Source organism: Natranaerofaba carboxydovora (assembly GCF_022539405.1).
Lineage (GTDB): Bacteria > Bacillota > Natranaerobiia > Natranaerobiales > Natranaerofabaceae > Natranaerofaba > Natranaerofaba carboxydovora.
The window spans coordinates 1,770,879-1,796,577 of record NZ_CP054394.1 but is presented as its reverse complement, the minus strand read 5'-3'; the positions used below and the strand labels follow the sequence as shown (position 1 = coordinate 1,796,577).

Genomic DNA, 25,699 nt, shown 5'->3' with positions numbered 1-25,699 from the left:
TTCGTTTTTATTTATTGATTTGTGGCAGGAAAAACTTTTATTATAGAGAACAGAAAAATATACAGTATAAATTCTCCATATAAAGGAGAATTATAGAAGTAAGGTATTAACAAATAAAGGAGGGAATAATTTATGTCTAATGAAGTTAAGTGGTTAGGGCATGCTACATTTGAAATTAATACTTCAAAAGGGAAAACAATTATAATTGACCCATGGTATGATGGCAACCCTTCAAATGAAAAAAAAGCTGAAGAAGTTGATAAGGCTGATATTGTTTTGATAACACACGATCATTTCGATCATTTGGGTGAAGCGGCAGCAATTCTAAAACAAACAAAAGCAACTATGGTTGGACAACCTGAAATAATGGAAATGTTAAAAAATGAAGGTGTATCAGAAGAACAGGTGGTTTATGGTACAGGTATGAATGTTGGAGGAACTGTTGAAGTGGAAGATATAAAAATTACAATGACTCAGGCAGTTCATTCTTCTACTTCAGGTGATCCGGCAGGCTATATTATAACCCTAGAAGATGACAAAACTATATATTATGCAGGAGATACCGGGATAATAAATACTATGGAGGTATTTGGCGAGATATATGACATAGACCTTGCTATATTACCTATAGGTAGTGTATTTACAATGGATTCAGTTCAAGCAGCTTATGCATTAAAAATGTTAAATCCAAAAGCTGTCGTCCCAATGCACTATGGGACCTTCCCTATCCTTGAGCAGACAGCGGATAAATTTAAATCATTAGCTTCTGAGAAGGCTCCAGGGGTAGAGGTAATAGCTATTGAACCTGGCTCTTCATGCGAATTATAGCTATAAAATATATTCTGTAATGAGCTATAATTGATTCTGGTGCAAAAAGCACCAGAATCATAATTTTTCTGTATTGCTTTTTTTATGTTGTTTTTTATCTTGATCACCTCTAAACTTTTGAAGCACGTATCGTTTGGTAGGTAGTTTGGTCAAATTTTTTCCACAGTAAGGACATAGCCAAGTTCTCCTATAATCTAAAGAAAAGCTTCTGCCGTTACATCTTGGACAATCTTTTCTTGCAATCATTTCATCACTCCATCCGCCTTACAAGCAAAAAAGCAAGAAAATTCTGAAAACTAAAACAAATGAAACTCCAATCTGGCAAAAACTTATAATTATTTTAGCCAGTTGGATATTTCTTCAGCCGAATTAAGCTCACCATCTAGTATACTTAATATTATATCATAAGTTTGCACTGTGTTAAAATCCTCAGTATGTGTTACTTTTTCATTTTCTGCTGGTGTTCTAATTATAAAGGGAATCCTTGGGTCAAACTTTTCATCATAAGTGGGGAAAAGATGCATCCTCCAGGGATGATCTGAACTGACAATAAAATAGGTGTCATCCCATGTACCATCAGATTCCATTGCTAGACGCATATCTTTGATCGTTTGGTCTACAAGGGCCAAATTATCATAATAACCCTTATTTAGATCATAATTAAATACACTAAAATCAGCCATCTCTCTATCATAAATCCAGGGGAAATGAGGAACTGACCAGTGAATTAAAACTAGATCAAGATTTGGGTTTGTTACCAGCTCTTTAGCATCATCATAAACCGACTTGTGTACGTTAATCGCGTGCCTTCTTTGATTAAAAGGCGAAATTGCAAAAGGGGCTAGAAGTTGATTAAACATAGCTTCTGTTAAATTATATTCTTTATTATGTTCAATTGTTCCAAATGGATGCCAGGAGCAAATGTCGGGTGAGTCTCCTATTATTCTACAGTAGGGCAAATAAATACCGCTTAAAGCGCTGTTACCTCCTCGGACACTTATCTCATCAAAAATGTTTTTACGCTCGCTCCAGTTAAAAGTTTCTTCTGTTTCTTTTGAGGTTAGCTTTAATTCTGCTGGCCCTTTTGGATCTGCGTTTTTTACTTTTTCCCCTATAGTGAACGCGGGCATGGATAGAATTGTTTCATCTTCTGGTGCATGGGCGTTTGTTGCATAAAAACCATCATTCTTTAGGTTGTCTAGTTCGTTAATTTCCAGATCATCTGGCCTTTCTTCTTCAAAAGTTAACCTTTGATCAAGCTCATCAAAGATAAACCAGACCACTCTTTTGGAAGCTTCTTCGTCTGCTTCTTGTGCGAGCTCCTTTGACATTTCGCTGACAGATTCCTGGGCAAATGAATCAGTAGTTGCAAAAGCCCATAATCCCTGCCCAAAACTTAGTATCAAAAAAGGTGAAAAAATTATATAAATAATCGAGACGGCATTTATAATCCTGTCAGGCAGCTTAAATGATAGATAGACAACACTTACGGCTATTAAGAAGATTAAAACCCCAAAACCAGCTCTCCCTAAAAATTCTACTATATCAGTTATAGAAATCTCTGTTGCAAGAAGGCGAAGGGCATTTAAAGGAAAAATAAGAGATACAAATAAAACAAAGGCTAGGATCTTTTGTAATATATTATTTTTATTTTTTTGAAACAAGATAAATAAAGACAAAATAACTGCTCCAAGTAAAAATACATTTAACAAAAGAGCAGCTATACTGACCTGATCAAGTGTCCTGAAGTAAAATTGGCCTTCGGGGTCGGCAAAAATAAGCTCATGCCACACCCGAAGGAAAAAAAGATTTGCTAGGGAAAATGATACCAGTATGTCTTTCCAATTTGATCGAAGTTTTTCAATGTATGTTTTGACGTTTGTTTTCATATTGGTTTAGCCTCCATTAGATACAAGATCCTTTTGGAATTTGATATGTTAACCATTTCTTTTATCTCAAAATAATTATTAAAATGTTTTTCAAACTCTTCTTTTGTATACTCTTCAAAAATATCCTCTCTACTTTTTAAAAGACGTTTTACCTGGACATCATCTTTTGGCACAAATTCGATAATGAGGTGTTTGCCAATTCTGTGGAAAAACTCGGCCAATCTATGAAAGGGAACGTTGTTGCCTATAGCTAAATGATGTATCAGGGCAAGTGCCAATGCTGTATCTGCAGGTCCTCTTTCAAAGATGGACATTCTTTCCTTGTTGTCCCATCCTATTGCTGGACTTGGATTTGTGAAATCAACTATAAGAGGAAGAATATTATCGATTTTGTCCTTGGTTTCTAAATAATTAATTTCAACACACGCAGGATCTAAGTCCATTGAGATAACTTCATTGTTATTGTCATTTTTGCTTGCAATTTCACTAAAAAGGCCAGTGTTAGCACCAATATCCCATATAGTACCTGTAGGAGTGCTATTAAGCATTTTTTCTACCTGGGCCTTTTTGTCCTCAATATACTCTTCCCCTGTTTCTTTTTCATAATAGTTTGACCAGGCTGTTTTGCCAGGATCCCAGCCCAGTTTTTTGACAGCTGATTCTAGACTATCTATAAGACCCTTCAAAGAAAACCTACTCATATTTTTCTTACTCACTTTATTTTCACTTTTGTTGGAGCTTTCTTCAGAATTATCAGGGTCTTTTTTTGTCTTACTGTAATACTTTTGACTTTTGGCATGTAAATGTATATGAGACAAAATAGAAAAACGCAACTTAGAAGATGATGGAAGCAGTTTGCTTGCTAGATCAAGTGGGATTCCATCAATATGAACTTTAAATAGATCCACAAGCCTTATATCACAGTAATGCATTAAAGCCAGCGGAGAAAGAAAATGCTGGCAAAACTGTCTGTATGAAACCCAGGGAGTACCTTCTTTGTATGTTTCAAAAGATAGGGTATCAATTAATACGGGCTTATTTTTGTAGAACTGGATATTATAAGCGCTTGCATCTTTTAATATCATATCGTGTTCTAAAGCTATTTTTTGAATTTTTAGTGTGGTTAAAGCAGCATCTTTTAGCTGACTAAAGCTCCACTCATAAGGATAACTGATAAAAGAAATAGGTTTTGGTTTTATTGTTTTGTAAGCTTTTTCAGGTACAAAGGGTTCTACATCAACTTCTTTATGCGGTATTAAAAGATTTTTACTTACCAGTTCATCATAGAGTCCTGAGTTTATTAATTTTTCGTAATGTTCTTTGTAAGTGTTATTTATCTGTCTGTACAAAACCTTATCCCGGGTAAAAAGCTGGCCTGACGGGTCCCTAAAAGAAGAGGGCAGCTGATCAGAATTACTCATCGCTGCCTCCCCTAAACAGGCCGAAAAACTGTTTTATTCTATACCAAAATACTTTTACAGCGAAAGCAATCCCTGCTGCACCTGCTACGATCATTTGAAATATTAAGCTGCCACTGCCCGGATCAAGATAGGCATAAGATATTCCCGGGAACATAAATAAAATTAACAAAGAGAAAAGTATAATGTTTATACTCATCTTAAACATGCTTCTATTCCCCCCAAAAGAGCAATAATCCAGATATTAATTGTTTAATTGGAACATTGTAATTTAATGCTATCATCATATTTTAACACTAAGTAAGGAAAGCATTTATAAATAAAAAGTAAACAATTTGCAAACTATTGATTCAAATAATTTTTAAAATAAAAACCTGAAAAAGGGACAAAAGACCTAGAGGTTATATAAAAGTTGCGTAGAAGTAAAGGTAGAAGTAAAGAATGTACGCAAAGCAATTCAGGTAAATTATTAGAAAATTTAAATTTTTTAAAAAATGAAAAGGGTAAACCTAATGAAAATTAGGGGCACAAAGTCATGGGTCTAACCACTTCTAGTAAAAAGTGCATGACCGCCAGACTGCCATAACATATTGATGGTTTTATTAGCTGACCTGCCCCCTAATCTGGGGGTTTTTTGGAATAAATAAAAGGATGGTGTGAAACATATGAGTATCGGTGAAAATAACAAAGAAATTCTAAAAAATGCTTTGCAGATTGTAAAAGAATTTGTAAATGAAGAGAAAAAAAGATTAGAAAGAGGAGAAGAAGAAATATCTTCTAATGGCCTTGTAAAATTAGAAAAAGCCCAGAAGTTATTAGATGAATTCTTAAATAATATAAAGTGATTAAAAACTAAAAATAAAAGTGCAAGACCCAGATAAGATCTTGCACCTATACAACTATTTTTGTTCGATATCTTTTATTTTAATTTAGCTGTTAACACTCTAATTCATTTTTGAAATCAAGTAATGTGTCCTTTATATTATAATCATTTTTCCAGCCCCAGTCATTTTGTGCTTCAGAATCATCTAGACAATCCGGCCAACCATCTACTATATTTATCATATCCTGGTTAGGGTCAAAGGAGATCTCTGCATCTGGGAGGATCTCTTTAATTTCTTCTACAATTTGTTTGGCTGTAGGGGAGAATCCGCGGATGTTGTACATACGGTAATTTAAACTGTTTTCATCTGCATTTCCTAACTCTATCAATGCTTTGACCGCATCTTTAATATACAGCAGTGGAATTTTAGAGTTGGGTTCTACATATATTGAGTAAGGCTCACCTAAGACAGCTTTTTCAAAGACTAGAGAGGAATAAGCTGAAGCACCGCCTTCACCTCTTTTTGGACCTATAACAGAAGGGAATCTAACACCTCTGAAATTAACGTCAAATTTTGTCTTGTAATATTCTCCAAGCCTTTCTGAAGAGACCTTACTAACGCCGTACAAAGTGCTTGGATATTGTGGGGCAGTGTTTGGAACAGGGTCTTCTATATAAGAACCAAAAGAAGCGATAGAACTAACAAAAAGAACTTTCTTTACATCAAAGAGTCTTGCTGCCTCCAAAATGTACCACGTTCCAAGGGTGTTAACTTCATAAGCTTTTAATGGAGACTCTTCGGCACTTCCTGATAGTAATGCACCACAGTGATAAATTGTATCAACCTTATGCTTACTAACTACATCTAAAACCTCAGCCCAGCATGCGAGGTCTCCCTGTTCAAAAACTACTTTGTCAACTATTGAATCGGGTATCATACCTTGTTTGCCACTTCTGTTAAAAAGGACAACATTTTCTCCCTGACTTATTAATTCTCTTGCAATACTTGATCCCAAAAATCCACTTCCTCCAGTTATTAATGAGGTCACCTCAAAAATCCCTCCCAATTTTCATACTTTTTTTAATATTTAGTCATACCAACATTTTACTACAAGTAGGAGGAATTACCAAGAGAAGTTTTGCAAAGAAGGCAATAGAATTAAGAATGAACAAGGGTGGAGATAGGTGTTATTTAGAGTGAACAAGATAGCTGTGTATTTTGTTGTCATTCATCGAAAAGGGTGCAAATACTATAACTCTATCATTTTGCTGAAAAACAGTATCTTTATCAGGTATGATAACCTTGTCATCTCTAACAATTGGACCTATTTTTAATTTTGGAGGTAAATTTATCTGGCAGATCTTTCTGCCTGAAGCAGGAGAGGATTCAGGCAGAAGAATCTCCATGACTTCAGCATTTTCATTTTGTAGTATGACAAGAGATACTATGTTTTCTTTTCTTGCAAACCGTAATATTTGAGATGTGGTAATTAAATGTGGGTTAATAATTTTTTTTATCCCAACAGCCTCAAAAATATTGTTGTAATAAAGATCATTAATTTCAGAAAAAATCTTAATGTCCTTTTTTTGTGCCATTATTGAGGCTATTATATTGGTTTTGTCATCGCCTGTTAACGAAACTAATACGTCTGCTTCTTCTATTTCTTCTTCATTAAAGTAACTGCCTTCAAGGATTATACTTTTTCGTAGGCTCCTTTTTAAATAACAGCACCTACTGTGGTCTTTTTCGATAATTTTGATCAGATAATTATGTTCTGGACTTGCTTCTAATAATTCTGCCAGATGAAAGCCTGCCTTACCACCTCCAAGGATAACAACTCTATTTGATGAAGACTTTTCGGTGACTATTTCAAAACTTGCATCTTCAATAATACAGGTGTTACCTGCTAAATATATTTTGTCCCCTTCTTTTATAATGTCATTGTTCTCAGGGAGTATTAATTTGCCGTTAGTTTTTTTAATTCCCATTACCATGCAGCCTTCTGGCAAAGTTATATCCCTTAACTTTTGATTTATGACCTTAGAGTCGGACTCTACATCAACTTCTGCAATAGTTACCCTGCCATCTGCAAACTGCTCAATCTCTCCTGCATAGGGGAATTGGATAAGCTTTGATATTTCTTGAGCGAGTGCTTTCTTTGGATTTATTACAAAATCAAGACCAAGCTGTGATTTTGATAGTCCTGATGAATGTCCTGCTCCAACACTTTCCGGCTGTAATACCCTGGCGACAGTCAAAGGTATTCCTAAGTGCTTTGCAAGCATGCATGATATAACATTAACTGCATCGTTTTCTGTTACTGCTATGACCATCTGGGCGTGTTTTACTTTTGCCTTTTTTAGATCATCTATATTTGCACCGTTGCCGTCTACAACAGGGATTTTGATGTTTTTTTCTATTTCCCTTGCTTTAGCTTCATTTTTTTCTATCATTATTACGCTTTGTTCTTTTCTGATTAGCTTTTTGGATAGTTCCCTTCCGACTCTGCTTCCTCCGATTACTATAATATGCATTATATCTTTTCCTTTCGGTATAAATTTTGACGAATCAACATTATATTTATTAGTCATTTAATATAAACTAGTGGGTCAGTTTATTTATAATTAGCTTTTCAATAATTTTTCTTATAATGTATAAACATTTATTAATAAATAATTAACTATAATTCCATGATTTAACGATACAAAATTGGCATTATAATTATTTAATTGCCAAAAGCTAAAAAAGAGGTGGTGTAGCTAGATGAAAAAATTAATAAACAAGATAAAAAATAAAATTCAAGATCCTAATAAATCTATTTTTTATGAAGAGTCTAGTAATAATGAGCAGTATATAAGTAAGAAAGTGGATGAGAATGAGAAAACTTTAAAAAATGAAATATTTTCAAATAATGAAGGAGATCTTGAATACAGAACTTTATACATCAATGATTCAAACAACAAGAAGATAAAGATTTTACTTGTCTTTGTGGATTCATTAACAGATGACCAAATTATAAATGAAGATATACTGAAACCTTTAATGCTTGAACAAAGAGCTGCTAATATCTCCATCGAACCGTCAAAAGAATTGAGTAAAAGCCTGGGTGAACGTGTACTAAATGTTTCTGATGTTAGTTATGAGAACATAATGAATACTGTAGTAGAGAAAATATTAGATGGTTATACTGCAGTATTTGTTGAAGGTTCGCCAGAATGTATCATTGCCGACACAAAAGGTTGGGACGAACGAGCTGTATCTGAAGCTGAAGCAGAAAGGACTATTAGGGGGCCTCAAACGGGATTTAATGAAAACATTAAAGCTAGTATGGGGTTAATTAGGCGCAGGATAAAAAGTCCTGAATTGAAGGTGAAACAATTTGTAATAGGGCGTCGTAGTAAAACTAAAGTTAACGTTCTATGGATGGAAGGTATCTGTAATGAAAAGATAATTCAGGAAGTAACTAGAAGACTTGATAGTCTTGACGTGGATCAACTGATTTGTGCTACTAATCTTTCTGAAATGATTGACGATAATCCACTGTCGCCATTTAATTCGCAGTTTCTAACAGAGCGCCCCGATGTGGCATCTGCTGGTCTTTTGGAAGGAAGGGCTGCTGTTTTGATAGATGGAACGGTAACCTCTTTAATAGTTCCCATGCTCTTTATTGAGAATTTAATTTCACCTGCTGATTTTTATGGCAGGTATCATTACATATTTATAGTCAGGTGGATTAGATACGTAGCGGCTATTATAAGTGAAGCTCTTCCGGCATTTTATGTTTCTGTTATATCTTTTCACCCTGAAATAATTCCAACTATTTTAGCGGCCAGGGTTTATGGCAGTAGAGAAGGAGTGCCCTTCCCTGCTTTTATAGAAATGATAATTGTTGGTGTTTTTTTCGAATCATTAAGAGAAGCAGGTGCTACTATTCCTCTCGCTTTTGGAAGTGCTGTCAGTATTATAGGAGCCCTTATACTCGGGCAGCAGGTAGTTGAAGCTGGCATCATAAGTTCTATCGGTGTAATTATCGGAGCTGTGACAGGTATTTCTTCCTTTTTGATACCCAATGTTGAATTTACTAGATCACTAATATTACCAAGGTTTATATTTACAATTTTAGCAGCACTTTTGGGCATGTATGGAGTGATGGCAGGGGTATTATTGATGTTATATCACCTGGCTAGTATGAGGTCTTTTGGCGTGCCTTATCTTAGCCCAATGGCACCTTTTGAGTTAGCAGATATTAAAGCTTTTATTATGCGTACTCCTTATTTTTTGCAGGGAGGTAGACCAAAAAGTTTTGAAGCAAAAGATAAGAAAAGACAAAGCCCAAAGCTGAGTAAATTTTTCTTTAAATATAAAATCACAGAAGAATAGGAGTTCTTTTATGAATGAAAGAATCTCTTTATTTCAGACAGGGATGCTATTAATAACAGCTATTTTACCCACTGCCATTTTAACCGCTCCAACTAAAATTATTGACGGGGCAAGGCAGGATAGCCACATAGCCGTTTTATTATTTACCGGATATGCTTTTTTGTTAGTACTTATATACATACCCCTTATTAGGCGAATGGGGCGAACTGATTTAATCAAATTCACAGAAAAAGTTATAGGGAAAATACCCGGAAAAGGAATAGGACTGCTAATCATTATAGCTTATTTTTTTCTAAACATCTTGATTATTAGAGAAGTCTCCGCTTTATTATTAATTAGTTTTTTTGATATGACGCCTTTGTGGTTTTTTGATCTTTCTCATTTGGCTATAGCTAGTATCTTAGTATATGGAGGCTTAGAACCCATCGCTAGGACCAATCAGTTCTTTTTTCCATTCCTTATTCTCGGCTTTTTGTTTGCAGCACTTTTGAATATCAACGAATGGAATTTTCTTTTCTTAAGGCCAGTTTTACATGAAGGAATATCTCCACTTTTAGAAGGGGCACTACCTGGAACAATATTTTTTGGTGAAATCTTTATCATTCTTATAATAGCACCTTCTGTAAAAAAATTAAAGAATGTCTACAAAACTTTGCTTCTTGTAGTATTTTTTAACGGTACTTTTATGCTAATGTCAGTTTTATCTATACTTTTGCTTCTTGGCCCGGATTTATCTATAGAGTTAACTTTTCCATTTCTAACAAACTCCAGGTATATAGGTGGATTAATATTGTTAGAAAACATAGATGTTGTAATACTAGCTGTATGGGTTGTAGGGGGAATACTTAAAATCGCTATCTTTTATTACGTGGTAGCTTTTTTAACATCAAAACTTATACCTATGCCAAATTATAATTGTTCTATTCCACTGCTTTTTATTATGTTTTTTGTTTTCAGTCATTACTTCATAGATAACTATATACATTTGCTTGAACTAATAGAATGGTCAACTCCTATTTATTTTTTTATAAACGGAGGTTTTCCTTTAATTCTTTTGTTACTGAGCTATTTAAGGAGGATAAGCTTTGAAGAAAATTAATAAGAAATCTAAGGTATTAATAATATTAATATCTTTATCCATGTCCCTTAACCTATCTGGTTGTTGGGACAGCCTTGATATAGAAAATCGGGTTTTAGTGAAGATGATTGGGATAGATACTGCAAAAGAAGATGACAGGGTCGAGGTGACAGTTCAGCTAATTGAAATAGAAGGGGCAGGAGAAGAAGGTGAAGCAGGTCAAGATTTTATCACAGTTAGCACAACTGCTTACACAATAGAAGAAGCAATAAAAGGTATACGAAGAAAAACCGGAAGAGAATTATATCTAGGTTATAACCAAGTAATAATTTTTGGTCATGAGCTAGCTGAAGAAGGCGTTGAAGAGCAACTTGATTTTTTTCTTAGACATCCTGATATAAATATAAGAAATCATTTGTATGTTGCCCACGAAGAAGCGTCAGAAATAATAGAAACACCTCATCTGATAGAAGAACTCCCTGCAAGAACACTAGAACTACATATATTAATGGATAAAGGAAGACATTATATAGCAGATTTACGAGAATATATGATGGCTCTTCTAAACGAAACCTCTGACCCTATGATGGGACATATTATGAAAGAAGAAGGAGATGAGGAAGAAGAAAGTTTTGAAGTGTTAAGCGGTTCTTTGTTCAAAGAGGATAAATTTGCAAGTTTTTTTGTATTTAAAGAGTCTAGAGGAGTTAACTGGGTTTTAAATCCTCGTAGAGTAGATGGGGCAGTTACCATTCAAAATCCCTTTGATGAAGAAAAAGGGTTAAGTATAGATATTCTAGATGCAAAAAGCGAAGTTTCTTACGAAAATACAACTCCAGATGAACTAAAAGCATCTATAGAGGTAAGTGTAGTGGGCAGACTTTCTGAAAATCAAGTTAGAAGGTACCAAATTGATACAACTGAAAATATTCAGCAGTTAAATCACAGAGTGTCGCAGAGTGTAGCAAATGAAGTTATCGCTGCTTTAGAAGTCTCACAGGAGCACGAAGCGGACATATTTGGTTTTGGTGATCTTCTATATAGGACTGCCCCAGATATCTACTATAAGCTAAAAGATGATTGGGATGAAGTATATGAAGACTTAGAAGTGGCAGTTGAAGTCGAAACTGAAATAAGAAGACCTGGACTTAGAAGATAAAAATAAACTGATGTATAAGTTAAAACTGGCTAAATATAAGAAAAAAGTCTGCTTGAAATATAAGGCGACTTATGAAATAACATTACTCCAATGATTGCTGTTAGAATGATAAACAGCCCACTGAAGGTTATTAATGCTGTGCTATCAGCTATACTAGCTATAATAACTGAGAACTCTCCTCGATGAATCAAAGAGAAACTTGCTCTAAGTGAGCTCTTTTTGGAAAGGCCGTAGATACGGCCTCCAAACCACCCTAAAATAAATTTGCCAAGTACTGCCCAGATAACCAAAATCGTAAGTAATACAGGCATCATAACGTCTGTTCCTATAGATATTGAAGTACCAAACCAGAAAAAGAAAAAGGGAAGCAGTAAATTTTTGAGGGGCAGGATCTTTTCGTAAAGCTCTTCACCCCATAGTGTTTCTGATATCATTACCCCGGCTAAGAAAGCTCCAAGCAGCTTGGATAAGCCAAAATATAAAGCCACACCAGCGGTGATAAAAGTTATAGCCATTAAAAAAAGAGGCATATAATCTGCGTCTAGATATCTTTTGACAAAAAGTTCTAGCCTTCTAAAGACGTATATTGTAAAGATTAAAGCTACTGCGATGGTGATTATTACTTTTAATAGAATTGATAAGATCGAGAGAAAGGTTATCTTTTCTCCTAAGGATAAAGATGTTAATAATGTTATTATTATCGGAACTGTTATATCTTCAAAGAGAAGGAATGCAAGCTTAAAATCTGCCTCAGGAGTGCTTTGGCGGCCTGTTTCTTCAAGCATTTTCTTTGTGATCGAGGAGCTTGTGGCATAGACAACCCCACCAATGATTAGGCTATTTAAGAAGTTAAGGCCAAATAGATAAGCTATCAAAAAGCTAACCCCAAAATTTAAAAAGATGTCCAAAAAACCTACCTGCCAAATTTTACTGAAAATATTAATTAAATAATTTAAAGGAAACTTTAACCCCACCAAAAAAAATAAAAGGACCAAACTAATTTGTCCAATATCATGGATGAAATTAATTTCTTCACCTTTAAAAATTCCAGATAGAATAAAGCCAATAAGAATAAAACCAAGAAGTGTAGGTATTCGTAATTTGTAGAAGGCGTGAGCAGTGAGGAAAAATAATAGTAAAATAGCGCCGCCAAGTAATAGTATGGTTTGCATTATGACACCTCGAAAATAAATTATGATTCTAAAATACATCTTTCATACCAACGCTCGTAAGAATTTGCAGGACAGTCCAAATTAAAAACTCGCTTATGGTATGAAAGATGTATTTTTATTTTGTGTATGCAATTAAATTTTGATTCAGGCTGCAAAAAGTCATATGAACAAAGTTTTGTTTTTAATTACAATACATCTTGATGAGAAAGCAGGAGAAATAAGGCCTAATGACAGGAGGTCATTAGCTAACCTGTCTCAGGATGAGTTCATTAATTAGGCAGCCTTATTTCAACTGCTGTCAAATCTTAGATGTATCAATTAAAAACACTATATTATGTGAATAGACTTTTTGCAGCTTGAAAAAATTTCATGCCACTTATTCTTTTTCGGGGAGATATTTCCAGTATTTTTTGGGGAGGAACTGCTGCTGCAGTTTTAAATTTTTTCTTTCCTTGATGGTTACGTGGTCAAAATATTTTTTCCACAGGTTTTTGAATTCTTGTTCTTCTTTATCTTCTACTAGCTTATCAGCAGGGATATTCTCAATTGTGTATATCAAATCTTCCTGGTTATAGAGAGCGCATTTTTCTCTTTTTACGTCGTGGATGACCCAGGACTGATCTCCAAGACGTTTAGTGAAGTGGGGTGCTATTAAGGTCAATATGTCGTAATCAGGTTCCATCGGGGCGTAATAGATACCCATATTTAATTTTTTGAAGCGTAAGAAACCAAGCATTCGATGTCGCTCCTTAGAGACTTTATTTCTTATTTTATTAAGCTTATCTACGGTTTTATTAGATAGCATTTCATCAATTTGGCTGCCCTCTTTAAAACTAATTTTCAAATAGTCAAAAATTATATTTTCTACCCCGTCTAGTTCTGATAGAAAGACATAATAGATTTTGGATAGAGTGTTACTTAAAATATCAGATTTGATTTTTTTTGATATTTGATTAGCTAAGTCTTCATCAGGTTTTATTTTTTTGTACTCTGCGAAAAGGTCCTGGGTTATTTGGGTGTTTTCTTTTAGTATGTAAATATTTTTGTTTTTGTCTTTTTCTTTATCATTTAGGGCATAATATAGGGCGCTTAGAAGTCCGGTGAAACTTCCATCATATATATAATAAATTGTTAAGCTCATGTTATACCACTCTCCCACAGAGATAATTGTTTGTATTCTGGCCCTGCTATGAGTCTATTTTTTATAATATCCTTTTTAAATGGTACTCCGCCAAAATATTTTCCCCTGCAGGTTATAAAATACCTGGCCCTTTTTAGTACAATCCCCATACGTTTAAGGTCGTCAAACCCAAGGGATGCGTGTTTTCTTGCCATTATGATTTTCTTAGTTGACTTTGGCCCTATACCGGGGACCCTAAGAAGCAAGGTTTTACTTGCTTTATTTATCTCTACGGGAAAGAGGTGAAAGTTGTTTAGGGCAAAGTGAGCTTTTGGATCAAGGTCTAGGGATAGGTTTTTACCTGTGTCAGAAAATAACTCTTTGCTTGTAAATCTATAAAAACGGAGAAGCCAGTCTGCTTGATACAATCTGTGCTCTCTTAAATATGGAGGATTGTTAACAGCAGGTAGTATATTTTGGTGTTTGTTTGTGACAGGGATAAATGCTGAATAGTAAACACGTTTAAGCCCCATGTTCTGGTATAAGTTTTCAGAAAGGCGTAATATATCATGGTCGCTGTCAGCACTTGCACCAACTATTAGCTGAGTGCTCTGGCCTGCGGGTACAAAAGAAGGAGCTTTTTTGAACTTTTTCTTTTCTTTTGTCCTCTCTATTATCTTTTGGCTAACTGTTTTCATAGATGAGATTATATGCTTGCTATTTTTCTCTGGAGCTAATAGCTGAAGGCTTCTTTTGGTAGGAAGCTCAATATTAATGCTTAAGCGATCTACATGGCTTCCGGCTTCTTTTATAAGCCGTTGGTCTGCTCCTGGGATAGCCTTCATGTGGATATATCCATTAAAAGCGTATTCTTCTCTTAATTTTTTGACAACGGTAGTTAGAAGCTCCATTGTATGATCTTCGTTTTTCATAATAGCTGAACTTAAGAAAAGGCCTTCAATATAATTTCTTCTGTAAAACTTTTCTGTTAGGCTTGCAATTTCGTCAGGGGTAAAAGAAGCCCTTTTGATATCATTAGATGCACCGTTTTCACAATACAAACAGTCGTATATACAATAGTTAGTCAAAAGGATCTTAAGTAAAGATACGCATCTGCCATCTTCTGTCCAGCTGTGGCAGATTCCGCTTTTGTGAGTACTGCCAAGGGTTCCTTTTTTGTTAGACCTTGTAGAGCCGCTAGAAGAGCAGGAAACATCATACTTGGCTGCTCTGGCAAGGATAGTAAGTTTTTCTTCAGTGTTCATAAATACCAACTCCCGGCATTTCGGATTTAATTTGTCTAAATTCTGATTCCAGTACAAGAAGTTATATTAATACTTCCTTGCATGTATTCGAACTAGAGTTCTAAAAATCCTGCAAAATTTTTAACCCTGCTAAAAAATCCTGCTAAAATTCATCCTGCTAAAATTCATCTTGACATTATGATTAATAAAAGAATAAAATGTAACTAACAATTGAACACTTGAACAATTGCTCACATGTTCAAGAAAGGGAAGGTGAAGTAAAAGATGTCCTCTTTAGAAAAGAATGAAAAGGATAAAAATAACCTGGAGCTTTGTGATTCAAAGGTTATTCATAGTGAAATTGTTGACGAAGTTCGAGATAAAATGCCGCCGGATGAAAATTTGTATGATTTGGCAGAGCTTTTTAAAGTCTTTGGTGATAGTACAAGGGTTAGGATTTTGTATGCCCTGTCTGAGAGCGAGATGTGTGTTTGTGATCTGGCAGTTCTTTTGGATATGAAACAATCAGCTATATCTCATCAGTTAAGGGTATTAAAACAGTCCCGCCTGGTTAAGTCAAGAAGACATGGTAAGGTTGTTTATTATTCTTTGAACGATGATCATGTTGAAAAGATTTTTCATGAAGGTTATATGCATATTATTGAATGAAATGGAGGCAGGAAAATGAGTGCAAATACTCCTTCTAATACCTCGAGTTGTGGCTGTCCTACTTGTGATTCTGAGATAAATTTTGATACGGGAGCGGAAGATAATAACGGAGTAAAAGCTGGTTTGTCTTCTCATCGAAAAAAACTTTACCGAGTAATTCTTGGTATAATTCTATTTTCTACTGCATTGATATTAAATGTATCTACGATATTTAGTTTATCTACAGAAGTTTATTTTGGACTTATCTTTGCTAGTTATATACTTGCGGGTGGAGAAGTTGTTTTTAGAGCAGGTAGGAATATAACCAAAGGACAGGTATTTGATGAGAACTTTTTGATGAGTATTGCTACAATTGGGGCATTTTTGATTGGTGAATATCCTGAAGGTGCAGCAGTTATGCTATTTTATCAAGTTGGTGTTTTATTAGAGTCTGCAGCAATTAATAGATCAAAGAGGTCTATTGAATCCCTTATGAATATTAGACCTGACTATGCCAATTTAAAAACAAAAGAAGGTCATGAAAAAGTCTCTCCATCTAAAGTAAAACCCGGAGATATAATTATAATAAAGCCAGGTGAAAAAGTACCTTTAGATGGTAAGGTCTTAAAGGGCAGATCAACTGCTGATACATCGGTATTAACCGGAGAGTCTCTTCCTACAAGTCTAAGTGAAGGAGACGATGTTCTAGCAGGTTTTATTAATAATACCGGTTTATTAACTGTAGAAGTGACCAAGGAATTTGAGAATTCTAGTGTTTCTAAAATTCTTGACCTTGTACAAAATGCTTCAAGCAAAAAAGCTCCTACAGAGAAGTTTATTACCAGGTTTGCAAGGTATTATACACCTGTAGTAGTTTTTGCTGCGATGGCTATTGCCTTTGTACCTCCGCTTATTTTACAGGGGGCGACTTTTTCTGAATGGATCTATAGGGCTTTAGTTTTCTTAGTAATATCATGTCCTTGTGCCCTTGTGGTCTCTATTCCGATAGGTTTTGTAGGTGGGATAGGTAAGGCTTCTAGAAGTGGTGTATTGATAAAAGGAAGTAATTATCTAGAAGCTCTAAACCATGTAGATACAGTGATTTTTGACAAAACTGGAACTTTAACTAAAGGGGAGTTTGAAGTAAGTGAGATAAATTCTACGTCAAACTACAGTGAAGAAGAGATTTTGAGACTTGCTTTTGTAGCAGAGGAGCCGTCAACACATCCACTGGCCAAAGCCGTCAAAAAAGCATACAGTGAGCTTAAAGAAAGTGACTTTAGTGAAGAAAAAATTGATGGGGTAGCTGGATCATATGAAAGTTATGACTATGAAAGCTATGAAGAACTACCGGGCATGGGAGTTAAAGTAAAATTAAAAGATGACAAAGAGCTTCTGGCAGGTAATAACAAACTCATGGAAAGAGAAAAAATAATTGGTAGTGAGGATGTATTAAAAAGTACGGGGGAAAAATCAAACACCGTTATACATTTGGCAGTTGAAGGTGAGTATGTTGGCAATATCAAAGCAAGTGATACACTAAAAGAAGGGGCTAGCGATACAATACAATATCTTAGAAAAGCAGGAATCAATAATATAGCAGTATTATCAGGTGATGTGTGGGAATCTGTTAACTCCACAGCCAAAAAGCTTGGAATTGACAAAGTATATGCAGAACTATTGCCAGAAGAAAAACTATCAAAGCTTGAAGCAATTTATGATGAGAGGCAAAATGATTCAAAGCTGTTGTATGTTGGAGATGGAATAAACGATGCTCCTGTTATAGCAAGGGCAGATGTTGGCATTGCTATGGGAGGGCTTGGCTCGGATGCAGCAGTTGAATCATCTGATATAGTGTTGATGACTGATGAGCCAGGCAAACTTAAAAAGGTTATATCTATTGCTAAAGAAACCAGATGGATAGTTTGGCAAAATATTATTTTATCTTTAGGTGTTAAAGGATTGGTTCTTTTGTTAGGGGCTATGGGACTAGCTTCTATGTGGCAGGCAGTAATTGCTGATGTTGGAGTTATGTTTCTTGCAGCAATGAACTCCCTTAGGTTAAGTTTTTCGTAGCAAAGATAAAATGTAAAGCAAAAAGCCGGGGCTTTGTAAGATATAAGTCCCGGCTAGAAAAACGCTGCCTGCATATCAGCTGACAATTTAACGCTAAATAATCATATATAATAAGTGTAAAAAAAATAACTATGCTAGAACGTGATATATTTTTTTATTAAAAATATAAAATTGTTTAGAGGTAAATTTCCAAATTTATAGAAAAATATAGTATTCAGGCGGGCAGTAAAAATATATTATAAGGGGATAGTAAATGATTGATATATACATAGGCTACGCTAATTATGGCATTGGAATTTTGTATACTTTGTTTTTTGTTATGAATTATGTAAGTTACAAAATAAAGTTAAATGAAAGAGAGAAGGAAGTTGATAAAAAGAAAATAGCAGCAAAAATAACAGCTATTATTATGGTATTATTTTCTTTAGCTGTTTTTAATAGTTATGTATTTTATTCTGATAATCTAATTACTGTAAAGCTAGATGGTAATTATGAATATGAGCCGAACGTTGAGGAACCTTTTATTAGCGATAAAGTCCAGGATAAAGACTCAACCGAAGGGGAAAAGAATCAATCAGACAAAGTAGAAGAAACAGAAACTAAAGAAAATGAGAAATCACAAAAAGATAAAGAAGAAAAGAATGAGTACGAAGATAGCAAAGTCGAAGATAAAGATTTAAAGGATGATGAATATAAAGAGGAAAATAAATATAAAGAATTTGAAAAAGAAGATGAGGAAGATAAAGAATTAGAAATAGGTAAAGAATATGATTACTATCCTGATATGATAAATGATGACCTAGGTGATATCAAAGAAGATAGCACCGTGATAAGTATTGCAGTAGCCGGCGATACAACCTTAGGCTATGATAGTAGACATGGCTATGGGTATAGTTTTATGCATGAGTTTGAAAAACAAGGGGAAGATTATGGGTACTTTTTTGAAGATGTTAGAGGTGTTTTTGAAGAAAGCGATATTTCTTTAGTTAACTTAGAAGGAGTACTGTCAGATGATGATTCCGACAGGGTGGACAAAAAATTTACTTTTTTAGGTCCTTCAAGATTTAGTAGAATATTAAGTAAAGGCGAAATTGATGCAGTTAATCTGGCGAATAATCATACTTTTGATTTTGGTGAAAGAGGCTACAAAGATACTAAAAGAGCCCTTGATAATGAAGCAATAGACTATTTTGGCAATGGAATAGTTCATACAAAAGAGATAAACGGAATAACTATAAAAATGTTAGGGTTCACAGGATGGAGTGGAGACTACTATTATAATAGAAATAATATAAAAGAAGAGATAGAGAAGGCAAGCGAAGAAGCAGATCTGGCAATTGTGTCATATCATTGGGGAGAAGAGTATACTTACTATCCCAATTATTATCAAAAAGAAATAGGCAGAATGTCAGTAGAAAGTGGTGCAGACATGGTATGGGGGCATCATCCACATATACTGCAGGGTATAGAAGAATATGAAGGTGTTAATATAATATATAGCTTGGGGAACTTCTCCTTTGGTGGCAATAGAAACCCATCTGATAAAGATTCCATGATATACAGGCAGTATTTTGAGTTTAATGGAGGCGAATTAATTAACACATACAGGGAAGTAATCCCAATAAGTATCTCATCTGTAAAATATAGAAATGATTTTAGGCCAGTTATATTAGATGGTGAAGAGGCCCAGAGGATTAAAGTTAAATTAAAAGAATTAAGTGAAGGTATTGATTAACTGTCAAAATGTTTATATTATCAATTTTTAAGGATGTGATGCTATGGATCCTTTAACAATAATAATTGTAATTCTTGTAGGGTTGGTTGTCTTAAAAGTAATCTGGAATTTAGTTAGAATGGTAGTAAAGATTGCAATTATTGGTGCTTTGATTTTGTTTGTGTTATATGCTCTTGGCTTGTTAGACCAAAATGGGATGCTACTCGTATCAGCATTTTTTCAAATATAACTCAATTGGTATCTCCAGCTTAGAGTATTCACCATAATAATTGATATTATGGTGATCTATGTACTTTTTCTTGATTAGTTCTGTAAATCCCCATCTATGATACATGCTTCTTATCCTAGGGGATTCTTTTTTTACTCCTATAGTAAGTTCTATTTTGTCAAGTTCTTCAACTCTAGAAAATACTTTTTCTTTTAACTTTTTGCCAAGCCCTATTCCCCTGTAGCTAGGGTGTATTCTAAAAACACACAAATAAGCTCTGTTTTTTCCATCGGCTTCATCTTTATCTGGAGATTCAAGTACTATATGAAACTCTCCTAAAAGCTCAGAGACCTCTTTTGATTCTACCACCCAAAATTCGTGAACTCCATTTTTCATTCTATTTATGAACATTTCTTTAGTGGGATAATCTTTATTCCAACCCCAATCTAGTCTTTTGAAGTCGTCTTTAGTTCCTCTTCTAACAATCATAGCTCCATCCCCTTAAATCCTAAAAGTAAAATATTTTGCTTTAAAAGCCATTTTGATTTTATATTTTATTTATATTTAATTCAAGTGGTGAGAAAAATTTCACTTTATAAAAAATAATCAGTAAATTTAAAAAAATTTAAATAATAAGAAGGATATTTTTATTTTTTAAAGAATAATTATAACAAAGCAATTGGTCAGACCATTAGACCATCAATCCAAAGTTATCTAAAACTTAATAACCTACAACGAAGAAACATTGCAAAACGTTATTAACTTAGGTGTAATTTACTAAATAAAACCAGGAGGGATCAATTTTGAAAATTGGTGTTTTGATTAAGCAAGTGCCGGATATGGAGAAGGTAAAATTTGATACTGAAAAGGGAGTGGTTGATCGAAAGTCAGCAGGTACTGAAGTAAACCCTTTTGATTTGAATGCCCTAGAGACAGCAGTACAAATAAAAGAAAAATATGGTGGTGAAATTACTGCCTTCAGCATGGGGCCTTCATCGGCAAAAGAAGCTCTAAAAGATGCTATTTCTAGAGGAGCAGACGATGGGATATTGTTAAATGATAGGAGCTTTGCGGGTTCTGATACATGGTCAACATCGTTTATTCTATCTAATGCTATAAAGAAAATTAAAGAACTAGACTTAATTATTACTGGTGTTATGAGTGTGGATGGTGATACTGCCCAGGTAGGTCCCCAGGTTGCAGAATTTTTGGATTTACCTAATGCTTCTTTTGTGTCTGAGGTTAAAAAAGTTGACAAAGAAGGAATAGAAGTTGTTTTTGAGGCTTTTGATGGTAGTTTTTTGACAAGGCTTAAACTTCCAGCCCTTATAAGTGTAACTAAAGACATAAATAATCCTAGACTTCCACTTCTAAGAGATAAATTAAACTCAAGGAAAACAGAAATACCAGTCTGGGGGCGTGAAGATATTGGGAAGGACATACCACCAGAAAGTTTAGGTATAAAAGGTTCGCCAACTAAAGTGAAAAAGATAGTAGTACCCCCACCAATGGAAAGAGAAGGTAAGATCTATGATAAAGAAGAGCTAGATGAAGGGGTAGAAAAAGTTCTTGAGTTGTTTAAAGAATTTAAATTTATGGAGGGATAATGATGGATAACAAAAATAATAAAAACTTCAAGGGTGTATTTGTTTTTTGTGAACAGACAAACGGTGAGATTCACAAAGTGAGTTATGAGCTATTGAATAAAGGGAGGGAACTGTGTGATGTATTAGATGAGCCTCTTATAGCAGGGGTGTTAGGTCCTTCGGGGATTGATGTGAGTGAGCTTACCTACCGAGGTGCAGACAAAGTATTTTATTTGCAAAACGATGAATTTAAATTACCTAATGTAATGGCTTACAAAGATGCCCTGCTTGATTTACTAGACGAACTTTCTCCAAAGATATGTTTATTTGGAGCCACTAATTTTGGCAGGTCCTTAGCGCCAAGGATAGCTATCAAATTAGATACCGGACTTACTGCTGATTGTACTGGACTTGAGATTGACGAAGAAGACAAAACTCTTGTTCAGATTAGGCCTGCCTTTAGTGAAAACATTTTGGCCCATATTAAAACTAAAACTTATCCACAGATTGCTACTGTAAGGTACAAAGAATTTGCAGAAGCACCAAGAAAAACGGATAGAGAAGGGGAAGTTATTGAAAAGAAGTATGAGTTTAAGAGTGAATTCCCTCTAAAAATATTAGAAAAACTTCGAGAACAAAGTATTGATATTACTGAAGCTTCGGTAATTATCGCTGGAGGTAGAGGGCTTGAAGGTGAATCAGATTTTGAAATCCTAAAAGAACTAGCCGAGCTACTTGGTGGTGAAGTAGGAGCTTCTAGGGATGTGGTTGAGGAAGGCTATATATCCAAAGAACATCAAGTCGGTTACAGTGGGAACAGGGTAAAGCCCAGGATATATATAGCCTGTGGAATTTCCGGAGCACCTCAGCATATAGCCGGGATGCAGGATTCTGAAGTTATTATTGCAATTAACGATGATCCATCATCCCCTATTTTTGAGATTGCGGATTACGGAATTGTAGCTGACTGGAGGCAGGTAGTTCAAAGTTTGACTAAAAATATAAAGGCTGCTGTCAGCTAATTTATCTAAATTTATTGGGGAGGTTTTAATATGCAAGAAGAGATTATATCTAGATTAAGTGAGATAGTTGAGGACAAATGGGTTGTAACCGATAATGAAGGGGTTTCAAGCTATGCAAAAGAACATACAATGGATTCTTATAAGCTAGTGGCACCAGAGCCAGTTGAAGGTTGTGTAGTGGTAAAGCCAAAAAATGCCGAAGAGATATCAAAAATATTAAAGCTTGCAAATGAAACAAAAATTCCTGTCGTTCCAAAAGGGGGAAAAACTGCCCTGGCTGCTAATGCGATTCCTGATAAGCCAAGTATAATAGTTTCTGATGAAAGGTTAAACAAGATCCACGAAATTGACGAAGAAAATCTCTCTGTAACCTGTGATACAGCTGTTACCCTAGGGGATCTGGTAAAAGAGATGAAAAAGCACGATACCCTATATTTTCCTCTTCATCCCGGTGATGAAGGTGCTCATGTAGGGGGAATGGTGAGCATGAATGCCGGTGGAGTAAGAGCTATCCGTTATGGTGTTATGAGGGATCAGGTTTTGGGGATGGAAGTGGTTCTTCCGAATGGGGAAATTGTCAATTTTGGAGGTAAAGACGGAAAATTATTAAAAAACAATGCAGGATATGATTTAAGACACCTTTTGATAGGAAGTGAAGGTACTTTAGGATTTATAACAAAAGTTGTATTGAAACTTGTGCCAGAACCAAAGACAAAAGCTATCTTGATAATGTCATATGAAGATAGAGGCAGTGCTTTTCGTACAGTACCTGCTCTTATTCAAGCAGGGGTAATCCCCCAGGCTGTAGAGTATGTCGAAAGAGATCAGATAAAAATGACTGCAAAGGATTTAGGTGAAAATTGGCCGGCTACTGATGATGGTAAATGTGACTTGATAGCTTTTATGGCTGAAGAAGACGAAGATACTCTTTATGAAAAATGCGAATTAGTCGAAAAGGTTTGTGAAAAACATGGAGTTTTAAATATTTGGATTGCAGAGAGTACTAAAGAACAGCAATCTATATTGGATACAAGGAGTCATGTACTTCCTTCGGTGGAAAAAGACATTGTAGATATGCCTGACGTGACAGTTCCTAGAAGTAAACTTGCCGGTTTGATAGATGAAATTGACAAGCTCGCTGATAAGTTTAATACCAGGATACCAATTTTGGCTCATGCAGGGGATGGTAACCTTCATGTATTTATTTTGAAAGAAAATGATGAAAAACCGGATTATTTTGATGAACTGAAAGGGAGCATATACGAAGCAACTATTGAATTGGGCGGTACGATTACAGGAGAACACGGAATTGGGTATTTAAGAAAAAATGAATTGAAAAAGCAGCTATCTATTACAGAATACGAGATAATGAAAAAAATTAAAGAGGCTTTTGATCCAAATGGTATTTTTAACCCAAATAAGTTTGTCTAGATGGTTTAAGTGGTTAGATATAAAAAAAGGGGGCTAATCTAAAAAGCCCCCAATACAGATTAAAAATATATTAAAGTTTTCTATATAATCTTAGCACATAAAAGAATTTATGTTAACTCATTTAAAGAGCTTTTTAAAGTTACTTGGTTATTTTTAAATTTAAATTTTGTCTGTTTTTAGGGAGGGTTATAATTGGAGCTATTTAGCTTGGCAGTACTGGCTTCTTTGCCTATAATAATTATTATATTTTTGATGGTTTTTAGGCAGTGGCCTGCCAAAAAAGCTATGCCTGTTGCCTGGGTAGTAACGGTGATAATTGCTTTGAGTGTCTGGCAGGTTAGTTTTGTAAGGGTTGTAGCATCTTCAATAGAAGGGATATTTGAAGCTCTAGATATTTTGATAATTGTATTTGGTGCGATTCTTGTTTTAAATACTTTAAAAGGAAGCGGAGCTATTTCAGTTATTAACAGAGGTTTTCATGGTATCACTAATGACAGGAGGATACAGGCATTTATTATAGCCTGGGCTTTTGGAGCGTTTTTGGAAGGTGCTGCTGGATTTGGTACACCTGCAGCTCTTGCTGCGCCTCTCTTAGTAGGGTTAGGGTTTCCACCTCTTGCAGCGGTAACAGTAGCACTTATTCTGAACACAACACCGGTTACTTTTGGTGCTGTAGGTACACCAGTTAATGTAGGAGTAGAAGCTTCGGTATCTGGAATGCTTCCACAATCTATTGAAATGAGTGAGTTTTTGTATGATGTTGGTGTATGGGCTGCCGCATTTCACGGTATTGTAGGAACTTTTATTCCTCTTATGGCTATCTGTATAATGACCAAATTTTTTGGCGAAAACAAATCAATTAAAGACGGCTTAGAGATTGTACCCTTTGCAATCTTTTCTGGGCTTAGTTTTACAGTTCCTTATTTTTTGATGGCATATTTTATTGGACCGGAACTGCCTGCTGTAGTTGGTGCCCTGATTGGGTTGTTTATAATTATTGCTGCTGCAAAAAACAACTTTTTGGTCCCACAAAATACTTGGAATTTTCCCCCAGAAGATAAATGGGATAAAAGTTGGGGTAGTAGAATAGAACCGCCTGCCGAGGATGAATCAAAAGCAGAGATGTCTTTATTAATGGCATGGATGCCGTATGTATTGATAGCTATAATCCTTGTAATTACAAGGCTACCGTTCCTACCATTTAATGATTGGCTCGGTTTAATATCGCTTAGCTGGGAAAATATACTTGGCCAGGAAGGAGTCGGATATGTTTTTGAACCACTCGGACTTCCTGGTGTAATACCATTTATGCTTGTGGCATTAATTGTTTGGCCTTTACACAAAATGGATGCGAATGTTGTCAAAAATGCCTGGAGCAATACTTTTAAACAACTGGTACCTGCTACAATTGCTCTAATTTTTGCCTTAGGGGTAGTAAGGGTTTTGGTACAATCGGAAGTAAATACTGCAGGTTTGGATGGGATGCTTCATGTGATGTCGCTATTTGCAGCACAAACGGTAGGCAGCGGCTGGCCATTTGTTTCACCATTTTTAGGAGTATTATCCTCTTTTGTTTCAGGGAGCAACACAACTGCAAACATTCTTTTCGGAGGCTTTCAGTTTGGAGTTGCTGATACTTTGGATATTTCGAGAACTATAACTGTAGCTGCTCAATCCGTTGGTGGTTCGATAGGTAATATGCTGGCTGTTCACAATGTTGTAGCAGTTTGTGCTACTGTAGGTCTTGTCGATAGTGAAGGATTAATAATCAAGAAAAATTTAATTCCTGCTGTTATATACTCAGTGGCAGTAGGAGTGCTGGGGCTGGTTTTTGTATATGTATTGGCACCAGGTGTCTTTTAAGAGATTAAAATAAATATT

The 25,699-nt window shown here is 35.1% G+C and carries 23 protein-coding genes and 1 riboswitch; of the genes, 13 read left to right on the top strand and 10 right to left on the bottom strand.

Annotated elements, in window-relative coordinates; translation table 11 throughout:
• The first annotated feature begins 132 nt into the window (after nt 1-132).
• Nucleotides 133-828 carry a metal-dependent hydrolase gene (locus ACONDI_RS08580; protein ID WP_241078121.1) on the top strand — a complete coding sequence of 232 codons (696 nt, stop codon included), beginning with the start codon at nt 133-135 and terminating at the stop codon, nt 826-828.
• 57 nt (nt 829-885) lie between these two features.
• Here ACONDI_RS08580 and ACONDI_RS08575 read toward each other — a convergent pair whose 3' ends face one another.
• The 4 genes from ACONDI_RS08575 to ACONDI_RS08560 all read right to left on the bottom strand — a co-directional run bounded on the left by ACONDI_RS08575 (nt 886) and on the right by ACONDI_RS08560 (nt 4,343).
• Nucleotides 886-1,074 (bottom strand): hypothetical protein, encoded by a 189-nt coding sequence (locus ACONDI_RS08575; RefSeq protein ID WP_241078120.1) that lies wholly within the window; start codon nt 1,072-1,074, stop codon nt 886-888.
• Between the two features lie 89 nt (nt 1,075-1,163).
• Nucleotides 1,164-2,717, bottom strand: coding sequence for a sulfatase-like hydrolase/transferase (locus ACONDI_RS08570; protein ID WP_241078119.1), 1,554 nt, complete (start codon nt 2,715-2,717; stop codon nt 1,164-1,166).
• A complete protein-coding gene (locus ACONDI_RS08565; RefSeq protein WP_241078118.1) occupies nt 2,714-4,138 on the bottom strand; it encodes a class I SAM-dependent methyltransferase in 1,425 nt (474 codons plus the stop codon). Before ACONDI_RS08565 ends, ACONDI_RS08570 begins: the two co-directional genes overlap by 4 nt.
• Nucleotides 4,131-4,343: a hypothetical protein gene (locus ACONDI_RS08560; protein WP_241078117.1), complete on the bottom strand. Its 213-nt coding sequence runs from the start codon at nt 4,341-4,343 to the stop codon at nt 4,131-4,133. The genes ACONDI_RS08565 and ACONDI_RS08560 overlap by 8 nt, the downstream gene beginning before the upstream one ends.
• Before the next feature lie 284 nt (nt 4,344-4,627).
• Nucleotides 4,628-4,720: riboswitch (cyclic di-GMP riboswitch) on the top strand.
• A gap of 80 nt (nt 4,721-4,800) precedes the next feature.
• On the opposite strand from ACONDI_RS08560, the gene ACONDI_RS08555 reads away from it, so the two are divergent.
• The gene (locus ACONDI_RS08555) at nt 4,801-4,980 is read left to right on the top strand and encodes a hypothetical protein (RefSeq protein WP_241078116.1); all 180 of its coding nucleotides are present in this window, start codon (nt 4,801-4,803) and stop codon (nt 4,978-4,980) included.
• Between the two features lie 91 nt (nt 4,981-5,071).
• Here ACONDI_RS08555 and ACONDI_RS08550 read toward each other — a convergent pair whose 3' ends face one another.
• Both ACONDI_RS08550 and trkA read right to left on the bottom strand, forming a co-directional pair.
• Nucleotides 5,072-6,007, bottom strand: a complete 936-nt coding sequence (locus tag ACONDI_RS08550) for an NAD-dependent epimerase/dehydratase family protein (RefSeq protein WP_241078115.1) — start codon at nt 6,005-6,007, stop codon at nt 5,072-5,074.
• Between the two features lie 139 nt (nt 6,008-6,146).
• A complete protein-coding gene (gene trkA / locus ACONDI_RS08545) occupies nt 6,147-7,493 on the bottom strand; it encodes a Trk system potassium transporter TrkA (protein WP_241078114.1) in 1,347 nt (448 codons plus the stop codon).
• 229 nt (nt 7,494-7,722) lie between these two features.
• Here trkA and ACONDI_RS08540 point away from each other — a divergent pair, with 229 nt between their 5' ends.
• Genes ACONDI_RS08540 through ACONDI_RS08530 form a run of 3 tightly spaced genes read left to right on the top strand, consistent with a single transcriptional unit; the run spans nt 7,723 to nt 11,576 of the window.
• Nucleotides 7,723-9,339 (top strand): spore germination protein, encoded by a 1,617-nt coding sequence (locus tag ACONDI_RS08540; RefSeq protein WP_241078113.1) that lies wholly within the window; start codon nt 7,723-7,725, stop codon nt 9,337-9,339.
• A gap of 10 nt (nt 9,340-9,349) precedes the next feature.
• Nucleotides 9,350-10,438: a GerAB/ArcD/ProY family transporter gene (locus ACONDI_RS08535; protein WP_241078112.1), complete on the top strand. Its 1,089-nt coding sequence runs from the start codon at nt 9,350-9,352 to the stop codon at nt 10,436-10,438.
• Entirely contained in the window at nt 10,425-11,576 is a 1,152-nt protein-coding gene (locus ACONDI_RS08530) for a Ger(x)C family spore germination protein (protein ID WP_241078111.1), read from the top strand. Before ACONDI_RS08535 ends, ACONDI_RS08530 begins: the two co-directional genes overlap by 14 nt.
• Nucleotides 11,577-11,605: 29 nt before the next feature.
• On the opposite strand, the gene ACONDI_RS08525 is transcribed toward ACONDI_RS08530, so the two are convergent.
• The 3 genes from ACONDI_RS08525 to ACONDI_RS08515 form a co-directional block, all read right to left on the bottom strand.
• On the bottom strand, nt 11,606-12,748 hold the full coding sequence (locus ACONDI_RS08525; RefSeq protein ID WP_241078110.1) for a cation:proton antiporter: 1,143 nt from the start codon (nt 12,746-12,748) through the stop codon (nt 11,606-11,608).
• 376 nt (nt 12,749-13,124) lie between these two features.
• Nucleotides 13,125-13,889, bottom strand: coding sequence for a TIGR03915 family putative DNA repair protein (locus ACONDI_RS08520; protein ID WP_241078109.1), 765 nt, complete (start codon nt 13,887-13,889; stop codon nt 13,125-13,127).
• Complete coding sequence (locus tag ACONDI_RS08515) at nt 13,886-15,133, bottom strand: putative DNA modification/repair radical SAM protein (RefSeq protein ID WP_241078108.1); 1,248 nt, start codon at nt 15,131-15,133, stop codon at nt 13,886-13,888. The genes ACONDI_RS08520 and ACONDI_RS08515 overlap by 4 nt, the downstream gene beginning before the upstream one ends.
• A gap of 264 nt (nt 15,134-15,397) precedes the next feature.
• Here ACONDI_RS08515 and ACONDI_RS08510 point away from each other — a divergent pair, with 264 nt between their 5' ends.
• The 4 genes from ACONDI_RS08510 (at nt 15,398) to ACONDI_RS08495 (ending at nt 19,800) form a co-directional block, all read left to right on the top strand.
• Complete coding sequence (locus tag ACONDI_RS08510; protein ID WP_241078107.1) at nt 15,398-15,781, top strand: ArsR/SmtB family transcription factor; 384 nt, start codon at nt 15,398-15,400, stop codon at nt 15,779-15,781.
• Between the two features lie 15 nt (nt 15,782-15,796).
• Nucleotides 15,797-17,836, top strand: a complete 2,040-nt coding sequence (locus tag ACONDI_RS08505) for a heavy metal translocating P-type ATPase (RefSeq protein WP_241078106.1) — start codon at nt 15,797-15,799, stop codon at nt 17,834-17,836.
• 253 nt (nt 17,837-18,089) lie between these two features.
• On the top strand, nt 18,090-19,571 hold the full coding sequence (locus ACONDI_RS08500; protein ID WP_241078105.1) for a CapA family protein: 1,482 nt from the start codon (nt 18,090-18,092) through the stop codon (nt 19,569-19,571).
• Nucleotides 19,572-19,614: 43 nt separating this feature from the next.
• Nucleotides 19,615-19,800, top strand: a complete 186-nt coding sequence (locus ACONDI_RS08495; RefSeq protein ID WP_241078104.1) for a hypothetical protein — start codon at nt 19,615-19,617, stop codon at nt 19,798-19,800.
• On the opposite strand, the gene ACONDI_RS08490 is transcribed toward ACONDI_RS08495, so the two are convergent.
• The gene (locus tag ACONDI_RS08490) at nt 19,780-20,268 is read right to left on the bottom strand and encodes a GNAT family N-acetyltransferase (protein ID WP_241078103.1); all 489 of its coding nucleotides are present in this window, start codon (nt 20,266-20,268) and stop codon (nt 19,780-19,782) included. The genes ACONDI_RS08495 and ACONDI_RS08490 overlap by 21 nt on opposite strands.
• Nucleotides 20,269-20,582: 314 nt before the next feature.
• On the opposite strand from ACONDI_RS08490, the gene ACONDI_RS08485 reads away from it, so the two are divergent.
• The 4 genes from ACONDI_RS08485 to ACONDI_RS08470 all read left to right on the top strand — a co-directional run bounded on the left by ACONDI_RS08485 (nt 20,583) and on the right by ACONDI_RS08470 (nt 25,681).
• Nucleotides 20,583-21,386 carry an electron transfer flavoprotein subunit beta/FixA family protein gene (locus ACONDI_RS08485; RefSeq protein ID WP_241078102.1) on the top strand — a complete coding sequence of 268 codons (804 nt, stop codon included), beginning with the start codon at nt 20,583-20,585 and terminating at the stop codon, nt 21,384-21,386.
• A 2-nt stretch (nt 21,387-21,388) separates the two neighbouring features.
• Nucleotides 21,389-22,387 (top strand): electron transfer flavoprotein subunit alpha/FixB family protein, encoded by a 999-nt coding sequence (locus tag ACONDI_RS08480; RefSeq protein ID WP_241078101.1) that lies wholly within the window; start codon nt 21,389-21,391, stop codon nt 22,385-22,387.
• A gap of 30 nt (nt 22,388-22,417) precedes the next feature.
• Nucleotides 22,418-23,818, top strand: a complete 1,401-nt coding sequence (locus ACONDI_RS08475; RefSeq protein ID WP_241078100.1) for an FAD-binding oxidoreductase — start codon at nt 22,418-22,420, stop codon at nt 23,816-23,818.
• A gap of 192 nt (nt 23,819-24,010) precedes the next feature.
• Nucleotides 24,011-25,681: an L-lactate permease gene (locus ACONDI_RS08470; RefSeq protein ID WP_241078099.1), complete on the top strand. Its 1,671-nt coding sequence runs from the start codon at nt 24,011-24,013 to the stop codon at nt 25,679-25,681.
• The last annotated feature ends 18 nt before the right edge of the window (nt 25,682-25,699 follow it).